Below are 16,528 nucleotides of genomic sequence, written 5' to 3' on the forward strand. Positions count from 1 at the left end.
TACGCTTACTAAATAACGACGTTCAGAGGGAAAAGACAATGCAGCGCGACGTATTAGGAATTTGCCTTTCAAAATCTATGTTATCAAGCAACCTCAATTCTACTTTCACTCATGTCAGAGCTTATGATTCGCCAGAAATTTTGGATGACGCACAGGTTTTGGAATCATACCCTCAGCTATCAGGCAAGGAGGTGTTGAAGTCTATGAAGCACTCGCGTTCACGTGTTTGGCGTGCTGAGTTTTGTTGTCAACGAATGAAATAAGTGAGGATAAGAAAAGCATCAATCCCGCCCTATGAGTAAAGACATGATCAAATCTTTACATCCATCAAACTCACACCGTACATACAAAATAATTATATAAACACCACAATGCATATAGAGTGCTTTGTGGTGTTTTTCTGTAATCTCAAATTAACCACTTATAGTCTTTTTCACTACTGAGACAGGTAATTAGCAGCATATTTTGCTGACATTTCACTGACAGAACAGCACCCTGTCCCTTCTACTTTAGGTGCCATGGGCTCGCTGATGCTCAAAAACATGAAAGGAAAATAAAATGAAAAAGACTACTCTAGCAATCGCACTTATGCTTGCATCTGTTGGTTCTGCTCAAGCAGCGGTTCAACTGTCAGAAGGCACTCAAGAAATCTCTGTTCAAGGTAACCTAAACCTAGATTACTCTGACGAGTACCTATTGGTTCTTGATACTTCTTACGGTTACTTCCTTGCTGATGACTGGGAAGTGGGTGGTAACCTAGGCGTTAACATGTCTGACAACAACAAACGTTTTGTTCTAGGTGCTTTCACAGAGTACAACTTCACTAACGAAACTAACTGGGTACCTTACCTAGGTGCTTCTGCTCAGTTCGCTGCGCTTAGCTACAAAGACGGTCAAGGTTTTGATGGCGGTCTAGGTGAAGATGGCGAAGGTGACTCAGCTGCGCTTAACTTTAAAATGGCTGCTGGTGTGAAATACTTCATCAACCCTAACGTTGCTCTAAGTGCAGAAGTTAACTACAACATCGCAACTGACGACGTAAACGTGACTTCAGATGGCCTATCTGACAGCTTCACTAACATCGTATTCGGTACTCGCTTCTACTTCTAATAAGAAAAAGCAGTGCAAAAAAAAGGATGCCAATTGGCATCCTTTTTTAATACTTGCTCGATTAAGAAGATTGATTCTTATCATCCGATTTTCGCAAATTACTAAGATACTTAACCCAGCTTTTAGCTTGTGTTGATGGTTTGATCGCTTGTGATTTCTTTGCTTGTGCCAATGCATCTTCAATTTGATTGAGCTTATACAAAGCTCTGGCTTTAACTAATGCAACCTCAGCGTTACGTCCCTTAACCTTATTAAGCACCGTTAATGCAGTGCGATAATGTCCCTGTTGAACTAACAATTGTGCCACGTTCCAATGGTATTTACTGTCTTGTTTTGCAGCCAGTGCCCATTGATCCGTTGCTTTATCCCACTCTCTCGCCATCTGCCAATAACTGGCTTGCTCAACAATCAATTTTAAGTCGGTTTTTGACTTATCAAGTTCTTCAATTTGACGCGCAGCTCTTTCGGGAATCCCCTTTTGGGCATATAACTGAGCCATTAATCTTAACTCTTGCTGACTAAGCGCTACACCTTGGTGTTTTGCTAGTCCAAGTGTTGCAAGCGCTTGAGCATTCTGACCAGTTTGCATTTGCAGGCCAACAAGTTGACGCCACCAATTTGCTTTTTCAGGTTGTAGAGCAATAAGTTTCTTTAGAGTTGGAATGGCATTTTTATAGCGTTTTAGCTGCAGCAATGCTCCTAGCTTCAGAGATAGCGGCTGAACTTCATCTTTGCGTTGATAAGAACGATACTTGTCAACCGCGCTCACTACTTTCGCCCATTGCTCAATCTGATAATGAGATTGAGCAATGCGCAGCCAAAGTTCATCCGCTTTTTGCTTTTCAGGGACTTTCTTTGCCAATTGATAGTAATGTGGCAATGCTTGTTGATACTTCTGATCAGATAGAAGTAAATCTGCCAGCATTTTTCGGGTCACCCACGCCTGCTCATCTTCCAATAATCCAGAATCTACCGCGTACTGAATTTGCTGTATTGCTTTCTTTACTTGTCCATCTTGCCAGTAATACACGCCTAACATGCGTGCAATATACGCTTTATCGTACCCGCGCGATGTATCAATCGACGCTAGCGTTGAAATCGCTTGCTTGATCTTGTCGTTTTGAACTTGTTGATGTGCTTTTTGAACCCTGACGGCGGTATATTGGCTTAGTTCAGCGGCCTGAGTTAAGCCTGCCGTTGCAATCAGGGAAACTCCGAGAAGAATTTGCTTAATCATTTTACCAACTTAAACTCCAACGTTACGGTTTGCCCCTGTCTAGCGACAGCCTTACCTTCTTCAATCTGAGGTTGATACTTCCAACGTCTCAGCGCTCGAATTGCATCTCGTTCAAAGAAACGTCTCGGTTTGGCGTCTACCACTTCAACATCCACCGGTCTGCCCGTTTCATCGATAGTAAAACTTAACGTAACAAACCCTTCGACACCGCGTGCTTTCGCCTTAGCCGGATATGCAGGTTCCACTCGGTACAACGGCACCACTTCTTGATTGACACCAAAATCGCCGAAGGTCGGTGCATTGATGGCAATGCCGCTAATCGCTGTATTCAAACCCAATGTCGGAATCGATGACGTTGGTGACACTTGCGATACCTTAGCTTCCATTTGTTCCACTGGCTTTTGTTCAGGGACTTCTGGAATTTCAGGTTGTTCAGGCAACGCTCGTTTCCGGCGCTGAACGTCTTGCTCGTTTTCCACCATAACCATGTTAAAGCTGAGTGGCTGACTGGCTTCTGGCGTTCGTCGATGACCGTTGTCCACCATCCATGACATAAAAACAAATAGGCCCAGCGTAATTATGGCTGCTGTTGGCAGCGCAAGAATTAACCTGTTCACTACTGTTTCTCCGCAGCAAGTGCAATATTCTTAATACCTGCACCTTTTGCCGCATCCATAACTTTGACCACGGTACCATTGTAGGCGTGTTCATCCGCTTGAATGACCAAAGAAGCATCAGGTTTATCGAGCGCTAAGTGCTCCAAGGTCGCTTGTACGCGCTCTGCATCCACAACGCGTTTATCAATGTAGATGTCGTTTGCGGCTGTAATTGCGACAAAAATACCTGCATCTTTTTGGCTTACAACATTTGAAGCCTGAGGGCGGTTCACTTCCACACCAGATTCACGAACAAATGAACTAGTGACGATAAAGAAGATCAGCATAATAAATACAATATCAAGCATCGATGTCAGATCGATTTGCGCCTCATCGTTTTTCTGTTGGCGTCTTCCGAGTCTCATCGCTGACTCCTTAATGATTTTTCTAATTTGATTTCACGTAGCTGACATGCCTTCACTAAACGAGCATGCACAAACATGCCCACAAGTGCAGCAACCATACCAGCCATGGTGGGCAGCGTTGCTAATGAAATACCAGATGCCATTAATTTAGGGTTACTGCTTCCCTGATTTGCCATCACATCAAACACCGAAATCATACCTGTTACGGTGCCAAGTAAGCCCAACATTGGGCAAATCGCGACCAATACTTTGATAAAGTTTAGGTTTTGATTCAATGCAATATGAGCTTGCGCCAACCAACCTTCTCGAATGGCTCTGGCATTCCATGAATGTTGTTCTTTTCTCTGATGCCAGTGTTCAACCCAACTCTGTCGTTGTTTAGGAAACGTTAGGAATAGATAAAGTATCCGTTCAATAACTAAGACCCAATACACGGCAACAACCACTGCTAGCCACCACAAAACGGCCCCACCCTGCTCCATAAATTGCTGCAAGGCAATGGCCCAGTTTGCCTGACTGAGCCAATGTGGTAACCACGACATGACCGTATCCATTAGGCTGCATTCCCAACCGTATTGGTATTGGCCGCAACCGATTCTCGCTCAGCTTCTTCTGCCACTAAGCCGATACCCTGTTTCTCAAGAATATTTCGAATATTTTCCGCTTGCGTACTCAAGATATTGTGAGCCAGTAGCAATGGCATTGCCGCAATAAGACCTAAAACAGTGGTTACTAGTGCCATTGAAATGCCACCAGCCATCACTTTCGGGTCACCATTACCAAACTGGGTGATCACTTGGAAGGTCTCAATCATACCTGTCACGGTACCCAGTAGACCTAGCATCGGCGCTAATGCAGCAAGGAGCTTAAGCATTGAAAGGCCGCGCTCTAATCCTGTTTGTTCATCGACAACAGCCTCAAGTAAACGCAGCTCTAATGCTTCGACACTTCGGTTTTGCTCACTTTGATAAACAGATAGCACGCGTCCTAAAGGATTATCTCCTGGCTGTGCCGGATTTTTCAGCTGACTCTTAATTTTGCTTCGAGCGGTAGCTAAAGATGCTCCGCGAACCACTGCGATAATCAAACCAATAGCTAGAAGCCCAAGAATAATTTTCCCTACGACACCTCCCGCCTGTAAACGGTCCATCACACTTGGGGTTAGTGCCAGTTGCTCAAGCATGATTCCACGCGAAGGATCAAGCACCATAGTGACAGTGTCACCTAAAAATAACCCAGAGACCGTTTTGCTCGTTGGCGCATTATCCGGCTGTTTGATGTACGCTTTTGCCTCACCACGTGCACCGTTCCATTGAATGAAGCCGTCTTCCGCAATCAGTCCAAAACTACCGACTCGTGTTGCACTGATGGACTGCTTTTTACCTTCACCATTCACAAAAGGCACTTGAACTTCGGCAACCTCAGAGCTGGCTGCAATTTGTTGTTCCATTACCTTCCATAACGCCGTCAACTGAGGCATAGATGGTAGTGATTCAGAAGCAACAATTTGATCCACCAGTTGTGTATTCTCATTGTGATCAACACTGGTTACTGAATATTTAATCTCGTCACGCAGCTCTTTCGCATTTTGACGAACCACGCCAAAAAGTTCGCCTAAGCTCCCCGTCTCTAAACGTAACTGTTCTTCGAGCCGAGCTAACTGATCTTCATTTTGACTAAACTGCTCAGCCAGCTTTTCTGTGTTGGCCTGAAAGAATGCTTTTTTCGCATTAAGTTCAGCTTTTATCTTTGCTAAGTCACGTTCAACCGTTTTAAATGAGGACTCACGTACGGCATTGTGTTTTTGTTCTACAGCGGCTTCCTGCTTCGTTTTTGTGGCAAGTTCAGCCGTTGCAGATGCATTGAGAGAAAGTACCGCCAGACAAATCGCAGAGGTTATGAGTTTTAGTTTCATGATTAGTCGAACTCCACGGCATTCAGGGAAACTGGGACAGTGATAAGGCCCGGTGCAATTTGTTTATCAGCAATACTAAATGCAGTATCTAACTCGCTCTTCATTGCACTGTCGATTTCCTGCCATTGCGATTGGTCTTGCTGCCAACTCCAAAATATTGTCCCATTTAGGCTTCTGGCTACTATGGCGAGACGACCAACATATAGAATATCCGCTTCACGACTCTCACCATCAATTTGAATACTGCCTTGATAAGTACCAAGCTTAGTCCCGTAGTCCATTTCTATTTGATAAGCTTCAAGAATGCGACGGTATTTTTCCGCATCGCTGACATCAGCCCTCGGCATCAGTGCCACCAGCTTTTCAACCCGCTCTTGCCTTTGTTCTAGTTTAATCGGCTTATCTTTCTCAATGTTTTCTTTTAAACCATCGATCATTTGATACATCAAGGGCACTACGCCTTGACGGGTCACTTTGATTTCTTCAATCTGATTCAACAGGCTGGTTTGTTCTTGTTCTTGGTTCGCAACCATGCTTGTCAGGTGCTGTTGATAAACCTCGAGATTTTTCACTTCTTCTCGAAGTTGTTCTATCTCTGCTCGCATACTGACCGAATGATCAGCACTGGCACTTATACGCTTTTGACTAGCAGCAGAGGCATTATTGGTTTTTTGTTGGATAGACTGCGCCGTATCCAAGCCGGACGCATTGGCAGGAAGTATGGAAGCCGTGATCAACAAGGCTAAACTGGTTCGAATCAGATTCATAATAGTAATCAATTACTTAAGTGTTATAAGATTTTTAGTTGATAAAAAATCTCATTATCAACAAGGTCGACATACTAGCGCTTTTTGAGCAATTTGCCAACGATAAACGGGGAGCTTTACGCTCCCCTCGATCACTCATTAAAGTATTTATCATCTATGCATAACACATATCACATGGCACACATATTCCTATTTGATTCAATAAATACCTAAATGTGTCAGTTCAATTAGTACTTAACTTGTAGCGTCGCCATAAAGTTACGTCCCTCGCCAACGACAACGTTGTCGCTATCTCCACCGGCTAAGTAGTCCGTATCGAATAGGTTCTCAACATTTAAGCGTGTTGTGATGTCTAAGTTATCATCATATTTGAACGTATGAGATAGCCCGAGATCAACTCGTGTGTACGCGTCTTTCTTGAATGTATTTGCAGCATCACCATAACGTTCACCAACATGATACACGCCTAAGTTCACGTCTGTTCCGCTTTCAAATGCGTACGTTGACCATAGCGCTGCTGAAAATTCAGCGACATCTTTTGGTGTTTTGCCTTCTAGCTGAGGATCGTTTTTGTACTCGGCATCAAGGATCATAGTGCTTGCATTCAGAGATAGTGACTCAGTCAACGCACCACTTGCAGCCAATTCGATACCTTTGTGGACTTGAGAACCAACCTGTGTGGTTTGTTGCATGTCATTGTCAAGATCCTCAGTAACTTGCATGTTGTCTTGCGTAATTTGGAACGCAGCACCGCTCAGTAACAGTTGATTATCCAGCAGCTCCCATTTCGTACCCACTTCGTATAAATGGCCTTGTTTCGCTTTCTGCTCGTCGCCGTAATTAACGTCGTTCTCATCGCTAATGTTGTCCAGTGGCTCAAAGCTTTGTGAATATACCGCGTACACAGAACCATTGTCGGTTGGGTGGAAAATCACACCAGCTTTCGGCAATACGTTATTAAACGTCTCATCGCCTGTGTCCTTTTCTTTCTTATCATAAGCAAAACGAACACCTGCCAATAATTGCCATTGGTCATTTAAGGTTAATAAATCTTGAACGTAAATTCCGTAGTGTTTCGAGCTGCTTTTGTATAACGAATCGTCATTACGATAATCTAAATCAGCAGGTTTAGAAAAACCATTTCCGCACTGAGCTTGCGCTTCGGCCGAAGTCGCACTTTCACATGCATACGTAGTGTATCTAAGTTGTTTGTAATCATTGTGAAGCGCATTGGCACCCACTAGCACTCGGTGGTTCATACCTAAAGCGTCAAAATCACCGGTAAAGTCGACATATGCAGTATCAAATGTCCATTCATCGTGGCGATCATAAGCTTTATAGCCATACGTACCACTCTTGGTTTCGTCTACTTCGCTATCTGACTCAATACGTTGTCTGTCATAGAACTGACGATTTAACCCAGTATTTACTTCCCACGATTCATTCAGGTTTGCCTTAACCTTAAAACCGTAATTGCTCACGTCGTTGTCTGTCATCGCAAAACGTTGGTCATTTACGATGTTGGGCTCAATAACTTGACCTGTTGTCACGTCGACTTTTGAACCGTTGTCGAGATCTGCGGTTTCTTGGGTACGGTCGTAATACATCGACAGCATCACATCCTGATTAATGTCATAGTCGACAAACAGGCCACCAACAAAACGTTCACTTTCAACATCAGTTCCGTCGAAACGCGTGCGCCATGATTCTTTATCTTCTTTTGACAGAATCAAACGCGCTCGCATCGTTTTATCTTCGTTTAATGCGCCACTCACATCTGTGGTTGTACGCGTGTAGTTATTTGAACCAATGTCCTGACTAACACTCACTTGCGTATCGTATGTCGGCTTTTTGGTCACCATATTAACTAAGCCGCCTGGCGCAGATTGACCATAAAGCAGACCTGCAGGTCCTTTTTGAACTTCAACTCTCTCCAGCAGTTCTACAGGTTGGCGGTAATGAGACCAATGCTGAACACCGTCACGCAAATAACTGTCACCGCTATCTAAAGGGAACCCTCGTAAGGAAAAACGTTCGCGGTTAGTTGACGTAGAGCCAGCAGTAATTGAAGAATCATTTTTAAGCACTTCACCTAAGGTGCTTGCTCGTTGCTCTTCAATTACCTGTTCATCAATCACCGAAACTTGTCCCGGAGTCTCAAGCTGAGTGGCCTCCATTTTCATTGCGGTCGAGTTACTGTCAGCTTTATAGCCAAATTCTCTTCCTTCAATCACCATGTGCTCATCAGCATTCACTACATCCGCAATCGAATGTGTAGACATCAAGGCCGAGGCGATAACCAATGCAAGTCGGCTTTTTGTAAACATTTGCTTCTCCAAATCATCTTTTAGTCAGTGGCAGGGACTGCCACATCGAAAACTTGCGAGCAAATCTATATGATAACCATTACCATTTGCATTAAATTTACAATCTTTGCATTCGTAAATTTTTTGGTTAAAAAAATCCTGCGACTAGCGCAGGATCCATTTAAGTATTTTTCAGTAAAAAATAGGTTACTATTTATTAAACCACGCCAGTTGTTCATGCAGTTTTGTCACACTACCAACCACAATCAACGCAGGGCTCACCGCATTTTTCGCCATATCGGGTAATTCAGCTAATTGACCACGTAAAACACGCTGCTCTGTTCGGGTGCCATTTTCGATGATCGCGCAGTCCATCTCACTGGATAGGCCATTTTCTATAAGTTTTTGTGCAATATGACCGCTCTGTTTCAAACCCATATAAAACACCAGCGTGTTATTGGATTGCGCTAATGAGGGCCAATGAATCTCGGTGCCATCTTTTTGTATATGACCAGTAATAAACTGAACACTCTGCGCATGATCGCGGTGCGTCAATGGGATCCCCGCATAAGCAGTTGCTCCCGCAGCGGCAGTGATGCCGGGTACGACTTCGTAAGCCACATCATTCTTAGCCAATTCTTCGAGCTCTTCGCCGCCTCGACCAAAAATAAATGAGTCGCCTCCTTTCAGGCGAACCACACGCTTTCCTTCTTGTGCCTTATCAACCAAAATCTGGTTGATTTGTTCTTGCGGCACGCAGTGAAAATCGAGCTTCTTTCCAACATAAATCAGTTCTGCTTTGTCATTAGCTAAGGCCAAAATGTCTGCTGATACTAATCGATCATAAACCACCACATCCGCTTGCTGGATAACGCGATGACCTTTTACCGTAAGCAGGTCTGGGTCGCCCGGCCCTGCTCCGACAAGCGATACAAAACCTTTGTGGATTGAAGAGAGGTGATTGGTAGTCATAACAAAGCCCATCAAAAAATCTAAATATAAAGAGTAGAACTCACGTCTTGCTTGGACGGGTGACTACTGTTTATAGCCAGACAATACCCATTGTAGATTTAGGTTTCGGATTGAAAAAGCCCCCACCCGAATGGCAGGGGCCAATGAGATTATTTTGCTAATGCAGGTTCAGCATTCACTTGTTCTTCATTGCTAAGAGCAGGTGCTGTTTTCGCATGCGTTAGGTACAGTGGAATTGCTGTAAACAATAGACCACCCACAATGTTACCTAGAATGGTAGGGATAAGGTTGAAGTTCAACCATGTAGCGATACCAAAATCCGCACCTAGAATCATGCCCAATGGGAATAGGAACATGTTTACAACGGTGTGCTCGAACACCAAAGCAAAGAAGATGAAGATTGGGAACCACATCATTGCCACTTTGCCCGGTACTGTGCGTGCTGTCATGTTACCGATAACCGCTAAGCACACCATTAGGTTACAGAAAATACCGCGCACGAAACAAGTGATCCATCCGTCCATTCCCATGTTTTCAAAACCAACAGTGCGTGCAGTTGAAACCGCAATAAATTTGTTCACTACTGCGTTTGGCTCTAGTGAGAAATTACCAGTTAGAGATACGGCAACAAGGAAAGCAACAATAAGCGAGCCAATCAAGTTACCTAAACCAACCAAACCCCAGCAACGTAGGATTCGTCCCCAAGTGATGCCCGGACGGTTATCAAATTTTGCCAGTGGCGCTAGACCAAATACGCCAGTCACTAAGTCGTAACCCATGATACTAAGAATGACAAATCCCACAGGGAAGACTAACGCACCCACAACACCAACACCGGTTTGCACGATCGTTGTGATCGCAACTACCACTGCCAATGAGAGGATGATACCTGCCATTGTGCCGCGCAAAATTAAATCACGGGTACTTGTTTTTGTTTTCGCCTCACCAACATCGATCATGGTTTGTACGAATTCAGCAGGTTTTAATGCAGAAGACATATCTACGTCCTTATTCAAAAATGAAAGTTAAAAATTGAAATTGAATAGACAAAGGCTCCCTGCACTTTCCCTTCTTCTCCCTACAAAAATCCAGTTCGGAGCAAGAAGCCTTTTAGCTATTAAATCTCAATCAAAGTGATGTTCACCGTTAGCCAGAGATCTCAACCACACCTTTGGTCACTTTGGTTTTGAACATTTTCACGCTAAAACTTTCGTCTTCCATGCAAACCCCAGTTTTGAGGTTAAAGCGTTGTTTTTTTAGTGGGCTAGCAACCCATAGTTCATCACGGTGCTCAACTATTAAGCCACGAGAAAGTACATTGGACTGGTAAAACGGATCCATGTTGCTGATTGCCAATACCTCTTCTGCTTTTGTAGGGCGGAAGATGGCAACTTGCTCACCGTCAACCAACGCACATACGCCAGTTCCCGGGATGATGTCTTCGATGTTACATATTTTGGTAAATGCCATGATGCGTCTCCCTTAAACTGTCTCAACGTGAATGATGTCGCCCTGATGCTTTTCTGTAATCGCATCAGAATGTTTTTCTGTGTATGTCGCAGGGCGATGCTGGGCGCGCTCTTGAACGAATACAACATTGTCGTCACGTTTTTCTGAGTTAACGAAGTGCGCAAAACGCTTGAGCTGAGATTCATCATTAATGGTGTCAGTCCATTCGCAGCGGTACTCTTCAACCAACTTCGCCACATCAGCTTCCAGTTGTTCGTTAATGCCTAGCTTGTCTTCAACAATGACTTCACGTAGGTAATCGACGCCACCTTCGAGGTTTTCCATCCAAACTGAGGTACGTTGTAGCGGCGCTGCAGTACGGATGTAGAACATCATGAAGCGGTCGATGTATTTGATGAGTGTTTCTTGGTCTAAATCGCTAGCAAGCAAATCAGCGTGACGTGGTTTCATGCCGCCGTTACCACAGACATACATGTTCCAGCCAGCATCTGTTGCGATGATGCCGAGATCTTTACCTTGCGCTTCAGCACATTCACGAGTACAACCAGACACACCAAACTTCATCTTATGCGGTGTACGGATGCCCTTGTAGCGGTTCTCGATCATCACGCCTAAGCCAACTGAATCTTGAACGCCGTAACGACACCATGTTGATCCAACACAGGTTTTCGCCATACGCAGTGCTTTTGCGTAGGCTTGACCTGTTTCGTAACCTGCTGCGATCAGCTTTTTCCAAATTTCTGGTAGGTCATCTTTCTGCGCACCAAATAGACCAATACGCTGAGCACCTGTTACTTTGGTGTATAACTTGTATTCAGCTGCAACTTCTGCCAACACTTTCAGTGCTTGTGGTGTCACTTCACCACCCGCCATACGAGGGATTACAGAATACGTACCGTCTTTTTGCATGTTTCCGAGGAAGTTGTCATTGGTATCATGCAGCTTAACCAGCTCAGGTTTTAGAATGTGCTCACCCCAGCAAGACGCTAAGATTGAACCTGCCAGAGGTTTACACACTTCACAGCCGTAACCTGTGCCGTACTTCTCGAGTAGTTCTTCAAAGCTTTTGATTTCTTCGATACGAATTAGGTGGAACAGCTCTTGGCGAGAATAAGCAAAGTGCTCACAAACATCGTTTTTCACTTCCACGCCAGCTTTAGCGAGTTCGGCATTAAGCACAGATGTCACCAGAGGAATACAACCGCCACACCCTGTGCCTGCGCCTGTTACCGCTTTGATATCTCCAATCGTGTGGTGACCTTCAGCAACGGCTTGAGCAATCTTGCCTTTTGTTACGTCAAAACAAGAACAGATCACTGCTGATTCAGGAAGTGAATCGGCGCCAAGTGTTGGTTTCTCAGCACCAGCGTGAGTAGGTAGGATCAATGTATCCGGATGTTCTGGCAATTCAATTTCATTCAACATCAGTTGAAGCAAGTCACCGTAGTCCGATGTATCGCCAACCATTACCGCACCAAGCAGTGTTTTGTTGTCTTCAGAGACAATCAAACGCTTGTAAACTTCTTGCTCTTCGTTCTGGTAAACATAGCTCTTACAGCCCGGAGTACGACCGTTTGCATCACCAATCGAACCCACTTTTACGCCAAGTAACTTCAGCTTGGCAGACATGTCTGCACCTTCAAATGTGCTTTCATTACCGACCAAGTGGTCAACGGCAACTGTCGCCATCTTGTAACCCGGTGCAACCAAACCGTAGAACGTATTATTCCAAGACGCGCATTCACCAATCGCGTAGATATTTTTGTCCGTCGTTTGGCAGTTATCGTTAATTTCAATACCACCACGCGGTGCAATGCCCAGCCCCATTTGGCGAGCAAGCTTGTCTTGCGGACGAATACCAGCAGAGAAAACAATAAAGTCGGTTTCCAGCTCAGTCCCATCGGCAAAGCGCATCACGTTACGTGCATTTTCGCCTTCTGGTGCAATTTCTAATGTGTTTTTGCTGGTGTGAACTTTCACACCCATGCTTTCAATTTTTTGACGAAGCTGATTCCCACCTGCTTGGTCAAGCTGCTCTGCCATAAGTTTTGGGGCAAACTCAACCACATGGGTTTCAACACCAAGCGCTTTCAATGCGCCAGCTGCTTCAAGACCAAGCAAACCACCGCCAATTACCACACCGACTTTACTCTTCTTCGCACATGCTTCGATGGCTTTCAGATCTTCAATCGTGCGGTAAACAAAACAATCTTTGCTTTCACGCCCTTTAATTGGAGGAACAAATGGGAATGAGCCCGTTGCCATGATCAGCGTATCGTATTGGATCTCGCGGCCAGTACTGGAATGCACAATGCGTTTTTCACGGTTGACGTTAATGGCACGTTCGCCAATTAACATGTTCACGCCATGTTTTTCGTAGAAGCCTTCTTTAACTAGAGATAACTCGTCCGCTGTGTGGTGAGAAAAGTAAGAAGAAAGGTGGACACGGTCGTAAGCAACACGTGGTTCTTCACAGAAAACAGTGATCTCATACTGAGAGGCATCTGTCTTCTCAACTAGGTCTTCGATATAACGGTGTCCTACCATACCGTTACCGATAACGACCAGCTTCAACTTGCTCATAATACTTCCTAAGGGTTAGGTTCTTTATCTGAGCGCATTGTTAATTATGAAAGAAAATGAAGAAATGATGTAAATCAATTACAAAATAGAACTACCCTAAAGGGGTAGAAGGTGAATAGAGGTCACAAAACATACAAACCTCAATGAGTTGAGACACAGTTAACGAAAAGAGGCTACCCATTGCATGGTTTAAATCATGAAACCTAATACTAATTGTGTAAAAATATTACACAGATAGAAAGATCTTGTTACGCAATCGGAAAATGTAGCGTGATGACTAACCCACCCTCTTGACGGTTTGCGGCAGAGACAGCCCCATTCATAATGCTCATCGACTCCTTCACAATCGCAAGCCCGAGCCCATAACCTCCCGATTGCTTATCACGCGCAGATTCCAACCGAGTAAAAGGATTGAAGACACTCTCAAGACTGGCTTCATCAATACCAGAGCCGTTGTCACTGATTTCAAGTAACAGCCATTTTTGACCTTGGTTTTCTATTTGACGGATTGAAACATCAATTTGCGCAGCTTCACCTGCATATTTGATCGCATTGCTGATTAAGTTTTGCAGCACACGTTGTAATAAACGCTCGTCCACCAAAATTTGTGGCACATGATCCGAGCCATGAAATGTAATGCTCTGTTTATCCCCTTTCGGTAATGCACATAGGGGTAATTGCTGCTTGACGGACTCTTGTAAGTCGACCATCACAAATTGCGCTTCATAGCGCGCATTCTCAAGTCGGCTGAACTCAAGAATTTCTGTCACTAACGTTTCCATCTGATCGACTTCTCGTTCAACTCTGTCCAATAGATGAAAATGGGTCGAATCCGTCTGCTTGCGCAGCAGATGTAACGCGAGATTCTGCCTGGCGAGTGGCGTTCTTAGTTCATGAGACACGTCACGTATCAGTTGTCTCTGTTTTTGTGCCAAGTTATGAATTTCAGCAGTCATCTCGTCAAAATCTTGTGCCAGCTGATTAAACTCGCGCACGTTTGATTTCACCTCAGAAGCGACATTAATGTTGAAATTCCCTTTTGCTAACTGATGACTCGCTGCGCGTAAACGATCCAGAGGCTGCTTTAGCTTTCTCGCAATGATCACTGAAAATAGCACCAAGATGATCACCACAATCACCACCTTACTGATCGCCAGATAAATCAAAAATTGGTGCGCTGGATGACGCTGTCGTGGTAATTGAATCACCAGAACATTGCCATGTTTCAACGGAATACCAATCAGCGGCTGACTGACTTCGTCATTTAACGGCCCATCTAATTCCCGCAAAAACCTGAGCTTAAATTCAAAGTGGGGATGCATCTTCCGGTTAGAGAGTGGCTGATTACTCGAATCAAGCACGAACAGGTAATAAGGCTGCTGATTGGCCCAGTTGGCGAGCTGCGCCATGTCCCCGCGTTCAACCAGCATCTCCGCTTTCTCCGCCAACTCGCGCATTTCAGCTTTCATCGTAGGCGGCACTTTTAACATACTGGTCATTAATGCTTTTTCAACCACACCTTGGAGCAAAACAATGCTGATGATGACCGCAGACAAGTAACTAAACAGCTGGAACGGCAAACCATCTTTACGCTTCAGTATGGAAGCCGGAAGAAACCAAGACACAGGCTATACTCCAATTCTTGGCTGGTAGGTGTAACCTTTGCCACGTACTGTTTTGATATGTAATTTAGACAACCCAGCTTCAACAAACTTTCGCCGAATATTACTAATATGCATATCGAGATTACGGTCAAACGGACTCAGTTCTTTCTTAAGTACGTGGCTCTGTAAATCCGCTTTCGACACCACCATACCTTCGTGGCGTACCATGTATTGCAGCAATTCCATTTCAGTGCCGGTTAACGGTAACGATGACATATGCTCGGCATCTGGCGTTTGACAATCATCAAAGGTTTTTCGCTGTTTCTCTAACCCAACGCGACGCAATATGGCTTTAATGCGCACCAATAACTCCGGCACCTTGAATGGTTTGGTAATAAATTGATCCGCACCAGCATGCAGCCCTTCCAACATCGACGTTTCATCGTTGAGCGCGGTTAACATTAAGATTGGAGTAGCAAAGCGCTGACAAATTCGCTTCGCAACTTGCATCCCATTGAGCTTGGGTAACATGACATCCAGTAATACCAAATCCACTGGTTTTTTTTCGATATGGCTTAACGCACTTTCACCACAATGAACACAAGTTACGTGATAACCCTCTTCTACAAGGATTTCACTGAGCATTTCACAGATGAGAAGATCGTCATCAACAACAAGAATATGAGCCATTAGCATTTGAAGTAGGAATGGGAAGGATTCGCATTCTATATACACACCCACCTCAACACAACTCATATGCAGCGCTTAACGTATATAATTAACTTAAAGTTTTCATTTTATGAGGGTTCAATAATGATGAGAATATTTGTGCTCGTAACGTGGTTATTTTCTCTCACAGCTTGCATTAATGTGCCTGTGAACCTCTCCCCGGTAAAAGATTTTGATCTCGAACGCTATAGTGGTACTTGGTATGAGCTTGCGCGTTTAGATCATGACTTTGAAACAGGGTTATCTCACGTTCAAGCGCATTACACACTGAACGACGACAATACTGTCACGGTCATTAACCGTGGTTGGAATGAGCAAGAACAACAATGGAAAGAAGCACTTGGGGTAGCAAAATCCGTCAAGCATCCTGACCTTGGCCACTTAAAGGTCTCTTTTTGGGGGCCATTTTATAGTAGTTACGTGGTGTTTTATCTTGAACCTGATTATTCAGTTGCTTTGGTCAGTGGCTACAATCTCGACTATTTCTGGATTTTATCGCGTAGCACTTCCCTACCAGCGTACAAATTTAGAAAATATCTCCGCATTGCGCAGCAAGCCGGGATTGACACGTCAGCGCTTATTTTTCCATTTAGCGAAGCTAAATAACCTTACCGATACAGTTATTTCTTTAACATCTCCACATTATCCAACAATAGACTATTAAGCTTGGAAGCATCACTGTATGCCTCAAAATCGGCTACGCTTTGACCGCGACAGGCTAGAAATTCTAAATTTCATTACACTCGCTGTCTTATTTCCTGAACCAGTTGAACATTTTTAATCAACAATGAAATTCATTACATAATTTTGCGTG

The 16,528-nt window shown here is 44.3% G+C and carries 16 protein-coding genes; 3 read left to right on the forward strand and 13 right to left on the reverse strand.

Annotation, left to right across the window (positions count from 1 at the left end):
• Window positions 1-38 precede the first annotated feature (38 nt).
• Window positions 39-263: a hypothetical protein gene (locus ACQEXU_RS06160; protein ID WP_367989012.1), complete on the forward strand. Its 225-nt coding sequence runs from the start codon at window positions 39-41 to the stop codon at window positions 261-263.
• Between the two features lie 295 nt (window positions 264-558).
• The gene (locus tag ACQEXU_RS06165; protein ID WP_367989011.1) at window positions 559-1,110 is read left to right on the forward strand and encodes an opacity family porin; all 552 of its coding nucleotides are present in this window, start codon (window positions 559-561) and stop codon (window positions 1,108-1,110) included.
• Window positions 1,111-1,171: 61 nt separating this feature from the next.
• Here the strand turns inward: ACQEXU_RS06165 and ACQEXU_RS06170 are convergent, their stop codons facing one another.
• The 13 genes from ACQEXU_RS06170 to ACQEXU_RS06230 form a co-directional block, all read right to left on the reverse strand.
• Complete coding sequence (locus ACQEXU_RS06170) at window positions 1,172-2,347, reverse strand: tetratricopeptide repeat protein (protein ID WP_427010089.1); 1,176 nt, start codon at window positions 2,345-2,347, stop codon at window positions 1,172-1,174.
• Window positions 2,344-2,964, reverse strand: a complete 621-nt coding sequence (locus ACQEXU_RS06175; protein ID WP_367989009.1) for an energy transducer TonB — start codon at window positions 2,962-2,964, stop codon at window positions 2,344-2,346. Before ACQEXU_RS06175 ends, ACQEXU_RS06170 begins: the two co-directional genes overlap by 4 nt.
• On the reverse strand, window positions 2,964-3,368 hold the full coding sequence (locus ACQEXU_RS06180; protein WP_367989008.1) for an ExbD/TolR family protein: 405 nt from the start codon (window positions 3,366-3,368) through the stop codon (window positions 2,964-2,966). Before ACQEXU_RS06180 ends, ACQEXU_RS06175 begins: the two co-directional genes overlap by 1 nt.
• Window positions 3,365-3,922 (reverse strand): MotA/TolQ/ExbB proton channel family protein, encoded by a 558-nt coding sequence (locus ACQEXU_RS06185; protein ID WP_367989007.1) that lies wholly within the window; start codon window positions 3,920-3,922, stop codon window positions 3,365-3,367. Before ACQEXU_RS06185 ends, ACQEXU_RS06180 begins: the two co-directional genes overlap by 4 nt.
• Window positions 3,922-5,283, reverse strand: coding sequence for a MotA/TolQ/ExbB proton channel family protein (locus ACQEXU_RS06190; protein WP_427010090.1), 1,362 nt, complete (start codon window positions 5,281-5,283; stop codon window positions 3,922-3,924). Before ACQEXU_RS06190 ends, ACQEXU_RS06185 begins: the two co-directional genes overlap by 1 nt.
• Before the next feature lie 2 nt (window positions 5,284-5,285).
• Entirely contained in the window at window positions 5,286-6,050 is a 765-nt protein-coding gene (locus tag ACQEXU_RS06195; protein WP_427010091.1) for a DUF3450 domain-containing protein, read from the reverse strand.
• A 227-nt stretch (window positions 6,051-6,277) separates the two neighbouring features.
• On the reverse strand, window positions 6,278-8,377 hold the full coding sequence (locus tag ACQEXU_RS06200) for a TonB-dependent siderophore receptor (RefSeq protein ID WP_427010092.1): 2,100 nt from the start codon (window positions 8,375-8,377) through the stop codon (window positions 6,278-6,280).
• Between the two features lie 189 nt (window positions 8,378-8,566).
• Entirely contained in the window at window positions 8,567-9,328 is a 762-nt protein-coding gene (gene cobA / locus ACQEXU_RS06205; protein ID WP_427010093.1) for a uroporphyrinogen-III C-methyltransferase, read from the reverse strand.
• Window positions 9,329-9,477: 149 nt separating this feature from the next.
• Window positions 9,478-10,326 carry a formate/nitrite transporter family protein gene (locus tag ACQEXU_RS06210; RefSeq protein WP_427010094.1) on the reverse strand — a complete coding sequence of 283 codons (849 nt, stop codon included), beginning with the start codon at window positions 10,324-10,326 and terminating at the stop codon, window positions 9,478-9,480.
• 148 nt (window positions 10,327-10,474) lie between these two features.
• Window positions 10,475-10,798: a nitrite reductase small subunit NirD gene (nirD, locus tag ACQEXU_RS06215; RefSeq protein ID WP_427010095.1), complete on the reverse strand. Its 324-nt coding sequence runs from the start codon at window positions 10,796-10,798 to the stop codon at window positions 10,475-10,477.
• Window positions 10,799-10,810: 12 nt separating this feature from the next.
• Window positions 10,811-13,381, reverse strand: a complete 2,571-nt coding sequence (gene nirB, locus ACQEXU_RS06220; protein WP_427010096.1) for a nitrite reductase large subunit NirB — start codon at window positions 13,379-13,381, stop codon at window positions 10,811-10,813.
• Between the two features lie 248 nt (window positions 13,382-13,629).
• Window positions 13,630-15,006 (reverse strand): histidine kinase sensor domain-containing protein, encoded by a 1,377-nt coding sequence (locus ACQEXU_RS06225; RefSeq protein WP_427010097.1) that lies wholly within the window; start codon window positions 15,004-15,006, stop codon window positions 13,630-13,632.
• 3 nt (window positions 15,007-15,009) lie between these two features.
• Complete coding sequence (locus ACQEXU_RS06230) at window positions 15,010-15,675, reverse strand: response regulator transcription factor (protein WP_427010333.1); 666 nt, start codon at window positions 15,673-15,675, stop codon at window positions 15,010-15,012.
• 123 nt (window positions 15,676-15,798) lie between these two features.
• Between ACQEXU_RS06230 and ACQEXU_RS06235 the strand changes: the two genes are divergently transcribed.
• Window positions 15,799-16,320, forward strand: coding sequence for a lipocalin family protein (locus ACQEXU_RS06235; protein WP_427010098.1), 522 nt, complete (start codon window positions 15,799-15,801; stop codon window positions 16,318-16,320).
• The last annotated feature ends 208 nt before the right edge of the window (window positions 16,321-16,528 follow it).

This window comes from Vibrio sp. TRT 21S02 (assembly GCF_050113675.1).
Taxonomy (GTDB): domain Bacteria; phylum Pseudomonadota; class Gammaproteobacteria; order Enterobacterales; family Vibrionaceae; genus Vibrio.